Source organism: Photobacterium kishitanii (assembly GCF_003026355.1).
GTDB classification, from domain to species: Bacteria; Pseudomonadota; Gammaproteobacteria; order Enterobacterales; family Vibrionaceae; genus Photobacterium; species Photobacterium kishitanii.
In genome coordinates, this window is the sequence record NZ_PYON01000001.1 from 273,466 (window position 1) to 289,565 (window position 16,100).

Genomic DNA, 16,100 nt, shown 5'->3' on the forward strand with positions numbered 1-16,100 from the left:
TTAAAGTAACACCTTGTCAAAGATAACACACAGAAAACAAATAAAATCAACAGTTTAATTAAAAAACAAAACCATCTAAGATTCTAATCAGGTTCGACTAATACCATTAATGAAAATATTAGACTCTGTGACATCTAAATCACAGAGCCTAAAAATAACTGTTACATCATGAATTAAAACATCTGTAACAATTCAGCCTTTATATGCAAACTTAGCTCCTCTTATGACAGAACCCTATTATTTAAATACATGATCATTAAATAAATGCTGAATAATATCATTTGAGGTTGTAATACCCGTTAAATCTGAATGAGCAGCAAAGTTATCCAATACAACGAGTGTATGCATCGAATCATCAGCGTTATGAATCGACAGCTGTACATCCATTTTATTGTCATGATCGACGTCTTTAATCTCAGCTGAAACGTGCTTTAACAAATCATCTATTGTTGTTTTATTACTATTATCAAGAATATCAGTCAAATCTATTTTATCTTCACCAACTGAAAAATCCTTAATATGGTCAATAGGTTGATTATTAGTCGAATCTTTAGCAGCTAATGAATCTTGACTCCAACTAAATACATCTTTACCTGTTCCCCCCATCAAGATATCACTACCAAGACCACCATCTAACCAGTCATTACCACTGCCACCAGTTAAGATATCATTACCCAACCCACCGATAAGGTGATCATTACCACCATCACCAATTAGAATATCATCACCCTTACCGCCATTTAGATTATCATTACCGCCATATTCATTATTACCAAACTTTTCTAAATGGTCAGCAACAAAGTGGTTTAGATCTGAGGTAAGAACCTTACTGACGTCACCATTATGGTGTTCATCAGCTAAATACTGCTTAAGCTGGTCAGCGGGTTGATCTTTACCGTGGTCATGTTGAAATTTACTATCAAGAATTTTATCGTCATACATCCACTGAATATTTAAAGCGTCACCAACGAGCACATCATTATCATCACTACCAGTGATAGTGTCACTTCCAGGGACAAAATGCTGACCTATGTTATGGAAGGCATCATTTAATTCATTCGCGTTAGTAATAACTTTAGAATAGCTTGGTGCTGTCGGATCATTATGATCATACCCAGAACCCATTTGAGCAATTTCATTGACTTGTTTTCCATCACCAGAAGGACCAACAGCAATAGAAACTATTTCTGTATTGGGTAAAAAATGTATTCCATTTGGATGAAAAGAATCCTCATCTTTACCGTCACTTAAAAAGTAAATAATATTTCTTTTTGTGCTATCAGTAATATGTGCGCTTGCATCTTTTAAGGCACCTTCAAATTGAGTACCACCGCCAGCATGAAGACTGCTAATATAAGTATCTATTGATACATTTTTACTATTCACATATTCATGTGTTTTTGCATCATAATGAAACGATTCATTTCCCTGAACAGAATTACTGAATGTCACAATATTAAACTCTAATAAACTTTTATTATCAGTACTATCAAGAATACTATTTGTTAACGTCTCATATGCCTGCTTTGTCATATCAAATATTGAAGGTAACGATAAAAACGGATTACTAAAATCTTGACCATCTGCTGATTTAATATAGATGTCATCATAATTACCAGCATCATATTGTAAGCCCGCTTTAAGTTGATCATACGTTACAGTTACCCAACCTTGAGTACTGGCGATACGAGTACCATCTGCGGCAGTTAATTCTGAATTATCACTAACATATATTCGATATGAATCGGCTTTATGTCCATGTACTGCGTCTAATGTTAATAAACGGCCAAAATACATACTACCTGATGTATCGATAACAAAATTTACGTTAGTTGGCTTTGGTTCCACTTCTACAGGTACAAGATCACCAATTAATAAATCACTACCAACCGTACCATTAATTATGTTGTCACCATTATCACCTTGAATAACAGAACCATCAATCTGATAACTTTGTTCGGCTGTATCTGACGCTGTATGGCTAGCACCATCAGTAGTTGTTACTGACGCATCTACAATACGATCACTGTCTTTTAATAAAGCATTGCCATCAACATTAATCTGGTAGTGTCCATCTTTTGCTTCGCCAGTAAAATGCTGGCCATCGATGGTTAATGTTACAGTATCGCCATCTTTTACATCACCACCAACAGAACCTTTAATTGCTACCGAACTCTTACCTTCTGCTTGAGTAACAATATTATCTTCAGCAATAGAATCAATAGTCACTAATGCGCCAATATCTACTTTATATGGTTCATTCGTTTCTACTGTCGCATTATGAGAACTATAAGATGTCGTAACGCTTGCTACAGCTTGATCTGCGTGCAGAACATTCGTCCCAGCTACCGCAACACTCCAACTCAGATCTTTATTAACATGAGTAACATAATTTGTATTATTAATTGTTAATGTAACAACATCCCCTGCACGTGCTTGTCCACCTACTGTACCAGTAATATCAATACTCTTTTGGTGACCTTCTTGCTGAGTAATGATGTTATCGCCAGTGATAGGATCAATATCAATGGTCGCAGTAACATTAACACTGTAATCGTGATGATCCGTTGCTGTTTGACTGTTACCCGCAGCATCTGTCGCTGTCACGGTTGCTGTGACATTATCGGCTTTGGCATCTAATAATGTCTTGCCATCAACAGACAAACTCCATGACTTATCCGCTTGCACTTCTGCGGTGCCTAACTGCTGACCATCCAGCGTCACAGTAACAATATCACCCGCTTTTACATCACCACTGACCGTACCAATAATCGCCTGAGTATGCTCTGAGTCAGGACCAGTAACGTTATCATCGGTGGCAATCGAAGTGATCGTGATATCAGCATGAATAGTGGTATCAACTTGATAATCGTGATTATCTGTCGCCGTTGCACTGTGATCAGCTTCATCTTTCGTCGTTACGGTGGCGGTAACACTGTCTTTGTTAGCACTCGACAACACACTGCCGTCAACCTCTGCGGTCCACGTCAGTTTACCGTTATGACTTTCCACTGTCGCCTGACCAATCTCTTTACCGTCTACAGAAACAGTAACCGTATCACCCGCTTTTACATCACCACCTACTGTACCGGTAACTGGCACTTTTGTGTGTGACTCTGCATTGTTGATCACATCATCACCACCGATGCTATCAATAGTCACACCCGCGTTGATTTCAACCTGATAATTTTCATCACTGCTTGCAGTGGCATTATGAGAACTGTATGAGGTAGTGACGGTTGCAGTAGCTTCATCTGCGTGCAGTACATCACTGCCCGTGACATTCACTGACCACTTGTTACCCGCTTCAACTTTGGTTTCATAATGGTGCCCACCTAGAGTGACCTTGACGATATCACCTTCTTGAACCTGACCGCCCACAGTACCTGTGATGGTAATATTCTGCTGATGACCTTCTTGCTGAGTAATGTGGTTATCGCCAGTGATAGGATCAATATCAATGGTCGCACTAACATCAACAGTGTAGTTATGCGTATCTGTATCACTGGCGTGATTACCTGCAGCATCGGTTATCGCCACAGATGCTGTGACGTTATCGGCTTTGGCATCTAATAATATCTTGCCATCAACAGACAAACTCCATGACTTATCCGCTTGCACTTCTGCGGTGCCTAACTGCTGACCATCCAGCGTCACAGTGACAATATCACCCGCTTTTACATCACCACTGACCGTACCAATAATAGCCTGAGTATGCTCTGAGTCAGGGCCGGTGATGTTATCATCCGTTGCAATCGAAGTGATCGTGATATGAGCCGTAATCTCAGTATCAACTTGATAATCGTGATTATCTGTCGCCGTTGCACTGTGATCAGCTTCATCTTTCGTCGTTACGGTGGCGGTAACACTGTCTTTGTTAGCACTCGACAACACACTGCCGTCAACCTCTGCGGTCCACGTCAGTTTACCGTTATGACTTTCCACTGTCGCCTGACCAATCTCTTTACCGTCTACAGAAACAGTAACCGTATCACCCGCTTTTACATCACCACCCACGGTACCGGTAACTGGTACTTTTGTGTGTGACTCTGCATTGTTGATCACATTATCACCACCGATGCTATCAATAGTCACATCCGCGTTGATTTCAACCTGATAATTTTCATCACTGCTTGCAGTGGCATTATGAGAACTGTATGAGGTAGTGACGGTTGCGGTAGCTTCATGGGCGTGCAGTACATCACTGCCCGTGACATTCACTGACCACTTATTACCCGCTTCAACTTTGGTTTCATAATGGTGCCCACCGAGAGTGACCTTGACGATATCACCTTCTTGAACCTGACCGCCCACAGTACCTGTGATGGTAATATTCTGCTGATGACCTTCTTGCTGAGTAATGATGTTATCGCCAGTGATAGGATCAATATCAATGGTCGCACTAACATCAACAGTGTAATTATGTGTATCTGTATCACTGGCGTGATTACCTGCAGCATCGGTTATCGCCACAGATGCTGTCACGTTATCGGCTTTGGCATCTAATAATGTCTTGCCATCAACAGACAAATGCCATGACTTATCCGCTTGCACTTCTGCGGTGCCTAACTGCTGACCATCCAGCGTCACAGTAACAATGTCACCCGCTTTTACATCACCACTGACCGTACCAATAATAGCCTGAGTATGCTCTGAGTCAGGGCCGGTGACGTTATCATCGGTGGCAATCGAAGTGATCGTGATATGAGCCGTAATCTCAGTATCAACTTGATAATCGTGATTATCTGTCGCCGTTGCACTGTGATCAGCTTCATCTTTCGTCGTTACGGTGGCGGTAACACTGTCTTTGTTAGCACTCGACAACACACTGCCGTCAACCTCTGCGGTCCACGTCAGTTTACCGTTATGACTTTCCACTGTCGCCTGACCAATCTCTTTACCGTCTACAGAAACAGTAACCGTATCACCCGCTTTTACATCACCACCCACGGTACCGGTAACTGGTACTTTTGTGTGTGACTCTGCATTGTTGATCACATTATCACCACCGATGCTATCAATAGTCACATCCGCGTTGATTTCAACCTGATAATTTTCATCACTGCTTGCAGTGGCATTATGAGAACTGTATGAGGTAGTGACGGTTGCAGTAGCTTCATCTGCGTGCAGTACATCACTGCCCGTGACATTCACTGACCACTTATTACCCGCTTCAACTTTGGTGTTGTAGTCAGTACCATTAACGGTAACCACAACCTGATCGCCAACTTGTACTTGGCCGCCCACAGTACCTGTGATGGTAATATTCTGCTGATGACCTTCTTGCTGAGTAATGATGTTATCACCAGTGATAGGATCAATATCAATGGTCGCACTAACATCAACAGTGTAGTTATGCATATCTGTATCACTGGCGTGATTACCTGCAGCATCGGTTATCGCCACAGATGCTGTGACGTTATCGGCTTTGGCATCTAATAATATCTTGCCATCAACAGACAAACTCCATGACTTATCCGCTTGCACTTCTGCGGTGCCTAACTGCTGACCATCCAGCGTCACAGTGACAATATCACCCGCTTTTACATCACCACTGACCGTACCAATAATAGCCTGAGTATGCTCTGAGTCAGGGCCGGTGACGTTATCATCGGTGGCAATCGAAGTGATCGTGATATGAGCCGTAATCTCAGTATCAACTTGATAATCGTGATTATCTGTCGCCGTTGCACTGTGACCAGCTTCATCTTTCGTCGTTACGGTGGCGGTAACACTGTCTTTGTTAGCATTCGACAACACACTGCCGTCAACCTCTGCGGTCCACGTCAGTTTACCGTTGTGACTTTCTACTGTCGCATGACCAATCTCTTTACCGTCAACAGAAACAGTAACCGTATCGCCCGCTTTTACATCGCCACCTACCGTACCGGTAACAGGCACTTTTGTGTGTGACTCTGCACTGTTGATCACATCATCACCACCGATATGATCAATGGTCACACCCGCGTTGATTTCAACCTGATAGTTTTCATCGCTGCTTACGGTTTTATTATGAGAACTGTATGACGTAGTGACGGTTGCGGTAGCTTCATGGGCGTGCAGTACATCACTGCCCGTGACATTCACTGACCACTTGTTACCCGCTTCAACTTTGGTTTCATAATGGTGATCACCCAGAGTGACCTTGACGATATCACCTTCTTGAACCTGACCGCCCACAGTACCTGTGATGGTAATATTCTGCTGATGACCTTCTTGCTGAGTAATATGGTTATCACCCGTGATAGGATCAATATCAATGGTCGCAGTAACATTAACACTGTAATCGTGTTGATCCGTTGCTGTTTGACTGTTACCCGCAGCATCTGTCGCTGTCACGGTTGCAGTGACGTTATCAGCTTTGGCATCTAATAATGTCTTGCCATCAACAGACAAGCGCCATGATTTATCCGCTTGCACTTCTGCGGTGCCTAGCTGCTGACCATCCAGCGTCACAGTGACAATGTCACCCGCTTTTACATCACCACTGACCGTACCAATAATAGCCTGAGTATGCTCTGAGTCAGGGCCTGTGACGTTATCATCGGTGGCAATCGAAGTGATCGTGATATCAGCATGAATAGTGGTATCAACTTGATAATCGTGATTATCTGTCGCCGTTGCACTGTGACCAGCTTCATCTTTCGTCGTTACGGTGGCGGTAACACTGTCTTTGTTAGCACTCGACAACGCACTGCCGTCAACCTCTGCGGTCCACGTCAGTTTGCCGTTGTGACTTTCTACTGTCGCATGACCAATCTCTTTACCGTCTACAGAAACAGTAACCGTATCGCCCGCTTTTACATCACCACCTACTGTACCGGTAACAGGCACTTTTGTGTGTGACTCTGCACTGTTGATCACATCATCACCACCGATATGATCAATGGTCACACCCGCGTTGATTTCAACCTGATAGTTTTCATCGCTGCTTACGGTTTTATTATGAGAACTGTATGAGGTAGTGACGGTTGCGGTAGCTTCATCTGCGTGCAGTACATCACTGCCCGTGACATTCACTGACCACTTGTTACCCGCTTCAACTTTAGTTTCATAATGGTGATCACCCAGAGTGACCTTGACGATATCACCTTCTTGAACTTGGCCGCCCACAGTACCTGTGATGGTAATATTCTGCTGATGACCTTCTTGCTGAGTAATGTGGTTATCACCCGTGATAGGATCAATATCAATGGTCGCAGTAACATTAACACTGTAATCGTGTTGATCCGTTGCTGTTTGACTGTTACCCGCAGCATCTGTCGCTGTCACGGTTGCTGTGACGTTATCGGCTTTGGCATCTAATAATGTCTTGCCATCAACAGACAAGCGCCATGATTTATCCGCTTGCACTTCTGCGGTGCCTAACTGCTGACCATCCAGCGTCACAGTGACAATGTCACCCGCTTTTACATCACCACTGACCGTACCAATAATAGACTGAGTATGCTCTGAGTCAGGGCCGGTGACGTTATCATCGGTTGCAACAGACGCAATATAAATGTGGGCGGTAATGTCAGTATCAATTTGATAAGTATGATTATTTGTTGCTGTAGCGCTATGACCTGCTTCATCAGTGGTTGTTACGGTAGCAGTTACACTGTCTTTGTTAGCATTAGACAACACACTGCCGTCAACCTCTGCGGTCCACGTCAGTTTACCGTTATGACTTTCCACTGTCGCCTGACCAATCTCTTTACCGTCTACAGAAACAGTAACCGTATCGCCCGCTTTTACATCACCACCTACCGTACCTGTAACTGGCACTTTTGTGTGTGACTCTGCATCATTAATAAAATCATCGCCAGCAATTGAGACTATATGAATATCAGCTGATAATTCAGAGTGATCAATCCGACTACTTTCGTCAATATGGTCCTTTTTTATCTCTGGCTCATAAGCAGTATCAAAACCAGCCTTTGCTAATAACGCGTCATTATCGTAATCAATACCTACAAAACTTTGGGCAGAAGAAGAACTCTGATTCCCCTCATGTCCTGCTCTAGGAGCGAATTCATTACCCATTGCAGTTGCTTCAAATAACTTAGTTGGATCCTGTCCTGCTAAAATAATGTTATGAATAGTACTAATATCATCGGCAGAAAAATTTGCATTTTTAATACCTTGTTCATTGAAATGAATACTATTATTTAAATCGACCGTTTTTATCCCATTAAGAGATACAGTAGAACAAGTAGGTACAGGTTGTTCAATAACTTGCTCAATACCATCCTTAACAAAAATAATTTTAGTATTACTATTAGCTACAATAATTTCATCAGATTGGAGTTGGTGGTTACTATTAATAGATATAATCTCTTTGTTATTTTTAATAACAAAACATGTACCATTAATAATCTTTAACTCACTAATATTATCATTTTTAATTTCAGCCATAAACATCCAACCTCTGATATGTAATGGATAATATTTATCTCATCACTATTTAAATTATTGCGATAACGCATTATTGACGCGGTATATTCTAAAAGAGAATTAAATAGAAAAAACAACTATACGTCAACGCTCTAAGAGATTATTATCAATTTTTTTCAGAACAACACATTGATATGTAATAATTTATAAATTCCACCGCTTTGAATAATATTTCAACCGTTAGTTGCAAGGTATTACTCCTTCCTTAATAGCGATTATTATATACAAAGGCTCTACGCTTAATTATCTATTGAAAACTTTAAAGCCATTACAAATAACAAAAAGGGAATTTATTAAACAAAAGTAACTCACTTATTGGTCAGTGTTAAGTATCTAACCATACTAATACTAACGCAGTAATTACTAAGATACTTTCAATAAAAACCCCTGCAATAAACTTCAAAGTAAATGTCAGTTAATAAACGCCTCTAAAAATGATGATACAACCAGTGGATAGTCACCATCAGTTACTACTATATATAATCTACAAACAAAGCTGACAAAACAATTTTGAATGGAACAACGACTATTACTTGGCATATTTACTCAGTTAGACTGCTTATGGCTACTGAATAAAAAACTAAAACTCTCAATATATAACTAGTCTTTTAATACTATCAGATCCTTTAATAGAAAAAATTAATTACAACACCATGATGAAATACTTAAAACAAAAAACATCTATTTCTTGTATTTATCACCAAAAAGCATCAATTAAGACTATTTTCTCTTGTAATAACCAATTATCGATTAAATTATATGAATTAATGGCTAACCTTCTTCAATTGCACTTATTAGTAGAGAATAAAATCATAAAACAACATCAAAGCAATACAACAAACTAACAATTGAACAATAAAAAGCAACAACATCTAATATAAACCCAATTCAAAAAACAAATAAACACCAACTTATCAATAAGTTATAGATATCATCAAGTGCGATAACATTTAGTCACAATTAACTTTTTCCTTACTTAGCAGCGGTGAGATAGCATCCAATCACAAAGATCCCATTGACGGGATCAATATGATAATGGAGTTCATCATGTATTCACCAGATTTAAAGCAGACACAACTGCCAAGGAAAACACTCTTTACACGTTTTCTTGATACTGTTGAATGGCTCGGAAACCTATTGCCCCACCCAATCACTCTTTTTGCACTTTTTTGTGTGGCAATTTTAATCTCTTCCGGTATTGCAGGTTATTTTGGGGTATCTGTTATAGATCCACGCCCAGAAGGAGCAGCCGGTCGCTCAGCTGATGGTATTATTCATGTCATCAGTCTACTCAATGCCGAAGGTCTACAGTTAATCGTGGCCAACCTTGTAAGCAACTTCACTGGATTTGCTCCACTTGGTACCGTTCTTGTTGCCATGTTAGGTGTTGCTATTGCTGAACATTCAGGGCTGTTATCATCAGCAATGCGTGGTTTAGTGATGGGAGCATCACGTCGCATGGTTACAGTCGTTGTCATCTTCTCAGGTATTATCTCAAATACAGCTGCAGAATTAGGCTACGTAGTATTAATCCCTCTTGCTGCAATGCTGTTCCATTCATTAGGACGCCATCCTCTAGCCGGCTTAGCTGCTGCATTTGCTGGAGTCTCAGGAGGTTACAGTGCCAACCTATTGCTAGGCACTGTCGATCCACTACTGTCTGGTATTACCGAGACAGCAGCACAGATGATTGATCCTAATTACACTGTCGGACCAGAAGTTAACTGGTACTTTATGTTTGCCTCAACATTTGCCATTACCATCATGGGTGCATTTGTTACTGAAAAAATTGTAGAACCAAAACTGGGAAAATACGATAGTCACTTAGCGAGTGATGATCTTAGCCACGATAAGATGGGTACATTAACAGATCTTGAAAAGAAAGGTCTTAAAGCCGCTGGTCTTGCTGTTCTCGTTGTTTCAGCACTACTCGCTCTCACTATTGTTCCCGCTGACGGCGTTCTACGTAACCCTCAGACAGGTTTAGTCGCTGGATCACCTTTCTTAAAAGGCATTGTGGCGTTTATCTTTGTATTCTTCGCCATTCCTGGGTTTGTCTACGGTAAAATCGTTGGCACCATGAAGAATGACCGCGATGTAATCAATGCAATGTCATTGTCAATGTCATCAATGGGTGTCTATATTGTACTGGTTTTCTTTGCCGCACAATTTGTTGCTTTCTTTAAGTGGACAAACTTTGGTCAGGTTTTTGCGGTTGGCGGAGCTGATTTATTACAATCAATCGGATTGACTGGCCCTGCCTTATTCTTTGCCTTTATCTTAATGTGTGGCTTTATTAACTTAATGATAGGCTCAGCATCGGCACAATGGGCTATTACTGCACCTATCTTTGTACCCATGCTAATGCTCGTGGGTTATGCACCAGAAACCATTCAAGCTGCTTACCGAATCGGGGACTCTGTCACTAATATCATTACGCCTATGATGAGTTACTTTGGTATGATCTTAGCAGTCGCTACCCGTTACCATAAAAATCTTGGTCTTGGTACACTGATTTCAATCATGCTGCCATACTCAATCGTCTTTATGATTGGCTGGAGCATCATGTTTTATGTGTGGGTATTTATACTTGGTATCCCTGTAGGTCCAGGTGCTGCAACTTACTATAACGTTGCTGGTTAATGGTGCTTTATTTAAGTATCCAAACAACACGATAATCAAACACAGAAAGCCCTCCTATGAGGGCTTTTTTCATTATACAGCTCTATCAACGAGTACTTCTTTAAAAGCAAACATACCATTTAAAGCCGCAGGAAAACCGGCATAGATTGACATTTGGAGTATGACTTCTTTTATTTCTTCTTCACAACATCCTACATTTAGCGCAGCATTTAAGTGAACTTTAAGTTGGGAAACACAATTCCCTAAAACTGTTAATGCGGCAACTGTTGCAATTTCTCTCGATTTTAGATCTAACCCTGAGCGAGCATAAATATCACCAAAAGGATATTCAATGGTGTATTTAGCTAAATCAGGACAAATATCCTGCAAACTTTCAAGGACTTTATGTCCAGCTTCACCATCAATACTTGTAAGTAGTTCTAGACCATTTTCAAAGCGAGATTTATTCATTGTAATATTCCTTATTGGCTAATTCGGAATATCATACAAGTTAGAGTTAACTCTAAGTCAACGGACTTTCCCACATTTATAGAGATTGATTTTCTCTTCTAATGCAGCCATATGTTTTTCCTGCTGCGCTATATGAACTTTTAAGGTTTCTTGATGCAGCTCTAATAACTTTTGACGCTGAGATAACGATTCCGAACCGAGTTCTCTTAATCTCGCATACACCAATATATTATCAAGAGGCATAGCCGTCTCTTTTAAGCGCTTCACAAAGATAATCCATGTTAGATCTTTAGATGTATATGCTCGATGACCGCTGCTATTCCTTTGAACATTTTTCAGTAAACCTATTTTTTCATAATACCTAAGAGTATGAGGTGATAACCCCACCAAACTAGAAAACTCTCTCATGTTCATGATTCTACCTTCTGGAATATTTACTCATGCTCTAATAACCATCATATACTTCGATATACAATCACCATATCGAAATATCATCTTTATCAACTCCTTCTGGTGCACTCATCACCGCCCACCTCTGAATCGATCATAGCACTAAGACTAATTTATACTCATCGCTTAAAGCGACAGACAAATACCCAGTAAAACTACTGTATATTTTTACGTGAGATGACTCATATATTTGCAACGTAAATTTATTATTTTTTATCATTCACCGGAAAATCACAGATTAAAACAACGAAAAAAAAACAAAAATAACACTATAAAACAGAAGCTTAATTTAAAATGGTTACCGCATTACTCTTGGGGGATTTCTAGTCGATATTAGAAAATACAGATAAATAACACTTGCATCTACACTCGAATAAAACTACTGTATGTACATACAGCATGTATATATAACCACTGTCGGAGATGGCACCATGAAAGCACTAATGCAGGCTCAAGAATTTATTACTGCTTCTGAAGTTTATAAAGCAACGTTTGGCTCTTGCTCAAATGTTTTTGAGTCTCCGTCAATGGCAGTACCTATTGAAGTGAGCTATAGCGAACAACAACAAGTACAATTAGCGTATTTTTTACGCCTTCTAAAACAAGCTAATGAAGAAAATCGTTGGATAATGTTTATCGGTCAAGATGCATTATTAGATAAACGTTTATTAATTAATGCAGGCATTGATATTAATAAAGTGCTATTACTTCGAAATACTAAAAACCAAAGCAAACATTTACTAATGGCAAAAGCTTTAGAAATGGGGAACTGTTCAGCAGTTATCGTTGCTGGTGAAATTGAATCATTTAACACCCCAATTATCACAATGGCAGCGGAACACGGTAAAACACTAGCTTTTGTACTAAATCAAAATGTTAAAGCACAATTAACGTTCCATTGAGTTAATTTACAACCACCAATGTTACTATTTAGTTGCAATCACTGGAATATTGCATAAAGTTAATAATGAAATGGAAACAGAAAATATATATTTATTTGAAAATATGTTTTTTTAATTATTAAAAATTTAAAAAATAGCTTTTACGCATAATGAAAATCCATATAATCGAGGAAATTCAAAATTAAATACTAGGTTTCAGAATGGATAATAAGCTCGGATTTGGTGCATTAACTGCATTTGTAATCGGCTCAATGATTGGAGCGGGGGTTTTTAGTCTGCCACAAAATATGGCAGCTGTTGCTAGCCCCGCAGCAGTCATGATCGGCTGGACTATTACTGGTGTAGGCATGATCTTCCTTGCTATGTCTTTTCAAGTTCTATCATTACTAAAGCCAAACATTAACAGTGGTGTTTTTGGTTACGCACAAGCAGGTTTTGGTGACTTTATTGGTTTTTGTTCCGCTTGGGGTTACTGGCTCAGCGCAATGCTTGCTAATGTTTCATACCTAGTAATTGTATTCAGTACCTTAGGGATGTTCTTTGATAAACCTGGACATGTCATTTTTGGTATGGGTAATACTTGGCAATCGATTGTCGGTGCTTCTATTTTGTTATGGCTTGTATATGCATCTGTAAGACGTGGTGTACAAACAGCAGCAACCATTAATGCTATCACTACTGTCGCTAAGTTAATCCCACTAGTATTATTTATTTTCTGTGCATTAGTAGCATTTAAATGGCATACATTTACATTTGATTTTACAGGTGTTCAATTTGGTGCTCAGCATGACCTACTAAGCCAAGTTAAAAGTACCATGCTTATTACTGTATGGGTCTTTATTGGTGTTGAAGGCGCTGTTATCGTTTCATCACGCGCACGTAACCGCCGCGACATTGGTCGAGCAACAATTCTAGGCTTACTTACTGCACTCACCATTTACGTATTCGTAACACTACTTTCTATGGGTGTCATTTCTACACCTGAATTAGCTAAACTCCACAATCCATCAATGGCACTTGTACTCGAGCATATTCTTGGCCCATGGGGTTCAATTATTATTGGTTGTGGTTTATTAGTTTCGGTAAGCGGTGCATTTTTAAGCTGGACAGTATTAGCAACAGAAGCACCATTACTTGCTGCGCAAAATAATATGTTTCCAAAATCTTATGCCAAAGAGAATAGCGCGGGCACATCAATTAAAGCGCTTAACCTAACTATCATTTGTATTCAAATTTCATTATTTGCAGTTATCTATGCTGGCGGTACTTATAACTCACTATTGATTATTGCTTCAGAAATGATTTTAGTACCCTATTTTCTTGTTGCTGCTTATACGCTTAAACTTGCCATCAAAAATAAAAATCGTGGTATGTTGTTATTTATTGGTGCAGGCTCAACAATTTATGGCATTTGGTTACTTTATGCTTCAGGCTTAAGCCACTTATTATTAGCATCTTTATTATACTTACCAGGTCTTTATTTCTTCATCAAAGCCAAAAAAGAGTTAAATCAGCCTTACTTCGTCGGTAAGGAACGTATTTTTGTGCTCTTATTAATTCTATTATCTATATTTGCTATCTATATGGTTGTGACTGGGCATATTACCCTAGAAAGTTAATCTTTATATTTAAACTCAAAAGCCGTGTATTTACGTCAAGTAATACACGGCTTTTTATTATGATATTATTTAAGCTGTTGATGTTCCCAAGTTATTTCAATTCGATTACGGCCCATTTTCTTCGCCTTTAATAATGCTAAATCGGCACGCCTAATCAGATCTTCACAGGTCTCATCCACTAATTCAGCAATACCAAAACTACATGTTAGATTAAATTCTCGATCAAAATTCCAAGCTTTATTCGCAATACTAGCCTGAATAGCCTCTGCAATTTCAACTGCTGCACTCATATTGGTTTCAGGACAGAAAATAACGAACTCCTCTCCACCCCAACGAGCAAATACATCAGAACGGCGTATTAACGTTTCAACTGTTGCTGCAAATTTAATTAACACCTCATCACCAAAGCTATGGCCATAAGTATCATTAACTGTTTTAAAATGATCAATATCTATAAAAATCATCGAAAAAGGTAAATTATTAAGCCTAGTTTGAATCGTTATTTCCTCTAACCATTCATCAATAGAATGTCGATTACGTATTCGTGTTAAAGGATCTGTACAAGCTAAATGTTCAAATTTTAAACTTTTGTTATACAGTAATTTATTCGCATCTCGTAAACGTTGGCTACGTTCTTCTGTATTTTTCATTTTGTTATAAAGAATAAAACGCTCAATGATAATAAGAATAACAGCAGTAACCACCCACAATAATAACAATGACTTTACTAAAATAGATTCACTTATCCAGTCACCATAAAATACCAACCGATTTAATCGAATAGCATAATAAGATTCTTTAACGTAACTGCCTGTCGCAATTTCAATAATAGAAATATTGTCAAATTGTCGACTCGATTTCTCTACTGATATATTATTTTCGGCTATCCACCACGATAAAACTTGAAAGGTCCGTAATGGAAAAATTTGTAATCCAACATCAACGCCCGGTGAATATTCAATAGCGTTAAACTTCAATGAAACTGGATCGTCAACATTTGCATAATTTGAATCAAAGTTACGTAAATAGACACGTACTCGTTCGTCTTCAATTGGGCTGGTATAATCAATATCAATTCCAACTGAATGGTAAGAGCTTAAGTCAATGCCTTCTTCAATAGAGTCGGTTAATGAAATAGCAATTTCACAAAATGGCCACTTTGCCTTATTAACAATATTACACTCTAATAATGCACCATGCTTACGAATATCTAATGTTGCTGTTGTAGCTCCATTTTGAGCTGAATCATCGATGATTTTATATTCACTATTTTTAGGAGTAACAATATATTCTTTCTTAGCACCACCAAGAATAAACCACCCATATGCCGCAATTGTAAAACAGACTAAAAATAAGACAATTGATCGAAGCCATTTATTTAACCCCGTCATAAATACCTCGAAAAACATTAACACTTACGAAAAATAAAGTAAAAGACAGCATTTACGTGCGACAAACTATCAGACAACATTAGGTTAAACAACCAATTAAAACAAACTGTTACAATTCAGGCCGAACACTGTCACCACTAGTAGCATATACATAAAAAAACGCCGCTATTATGCGACGTTTATGATTTTTTGAGATATAAATGACTTTT

The 16,100-nt window shown here is 39.1% G+C and carries 7 protein-coding genes; 3 read left to right on the forward strand and 4 right to left on the reverse strand.

What is annotated here, in order from left to right:
• Positions 1 to 237: 237 nt before the first annotated feature.
• A complete protein-coding gene (locus tag C0W29_RS21595; protein WP_158260007.1) occupies positions 238 to 8,397 on the reverse strand; it encodes a retention module-containing protein in 8,160 nt (2,719 codons plus the stop codon).
• Between the two features lie 1,086 nt (positions 8,398 to 9,483).
• Between C0W29_RS21595 and C0W29_RS01305 the strand changes: the two genes are divergently transcribed.
• Positions 9,484 to 11,079 (forward strand): AbgT family transporter, encoded by a 1,596-nt coding sequence (locus C0W29_RS01305; protein ID WP_036794431.1) that lies wholly within the window; start codon positions 9,484 to 9,486, stop codon positions 11,077 to 11,079.
• Between the two features lie 72 nt (positions 11,080 to 11,151).
• Here the strand turns inward: C0W29_RS01305 and C0W29_RS01310 are convergent, their stop codons facing one another.
• On the reverse strand, positions 11,152 to 11,529 hold the full coding sequence (locus C0W29_RS01310) for a carboxymuconolactone decarboxylase family protein (protein WP_036794429.1): 378 nt from the start codon (positions 11,527 to 11,529) through the stop codon (positions 11,152 to 11,154).
• Between the two features lie 57 nt (positions 11,530 to 11,586).
• Positions 11,587 to 11,943, reverse strand: a complete 357-nt coding sequence (locus tag C0W29_RS01315) for a MerR family transcriptional regulator (RefSeq protein WP_045045037.1) — start codon at positions 11,941 to 11,943, stop codon at positions 11,587 to 11,589.
• A 467-nt stretch (positions 11,944 to 12,410) separates the two neighbouring features.
• Between C0W29_RS01315 and C0W29_RS01320 the strand changes: the two genes are divergently transcribed.
• Entirely contained in the window at positions 12,411 to 12,881 is a 471-nt protein-coding gene (locus C0W29_RS01320) for a cell division inhibitor SulA (protein ID WP_045041935.1), read from the forward strand.
• A gap of 200 nt (positions 12,882 to 13,081) precedes the next feature.
• Complete coding sequence (locus tag C0W29_RS01325; RefSeq protein ID WP_045041934.1) at positions 13,082 to 14,500, forward strand: basic amino acid/polyamine antiporter; 1,419 nt, start codon at positions 13,082 to 13,084, stop codon at positions 14,498 to 14,500.
• 65 nt (positions 14,501 to 14,565) lie between these two features.
• On the opposite strand, the gene C0W29_RS01330 is transcribed toward C0W29_RS01325, so the two are convergent.
• Positions 14,566 to 15,891 (reverse strand): GGDEF domain-containing protein, encoded by a 1,326-nt coding sequence (locus C0W29_RS01330; RefSeq protein WP_045045036.1) that lies wholly within the window; start codon positions 15,889 to 15,891, stop codon positions 14,566 to 14,568.
• Positions 15,892 to 16,100: the final 209 nt, after the last annotated feature.

Excerpts from the sequence above, each read along its gene's own strand:
- C0W29_RS21595 (WP_158260007.1), bottom strand. The coding sequence starts at position 8,397 with ATGGCTGAAATTAAAAATGATAATATTAGTGAGTTAAAGATTATTAAT.
- C0W29_RS01305 (WP_036794431.1), top strand. The coding sequence starts at position 9,484 with ATGTATTCACCAGATTTAAAGCAGACACAACTGCCAAGGAAAACACTC.
- C0W29_RS01330 (WP_045045036.1), bottom strand. The coding sequence starts at position 15,891 with ATGACGGGGTTAAATAAATGGCTTCGATCAATTGTCTTATTTTTAGTC.
- C0W29_RS01320 (WP_045041935.1), top strand. The coding sequence starts at position 12,411 with ATGAAAGCACTAATGCAGGCTCAAGAATTTATTACTGCTTCTGAAGTT.
- C0W29_RS01315 (WP_045045037.1), bottom strand. The coding sequence starts at position 11,943 with ATGAACATGAGAGAGTTTTCTAGTTTGGTGGGGTTATCACCTCATACT.
- C0W29_RS01310 (WP_036794429.1), bottom strand. The coding sequence starts at position 11,529 with ATGAATAAATCTCGCTTTGAAAATGGTCTAGAACTACTTACAAGTATT.
- C0W29_RS01325 (WP_045041934.1), top strand. The coding sequence starts at position 13,082 with ATGGATAATAAGCTCGGATTTGGTGCATTAACTGCATTTGTAATCGGC.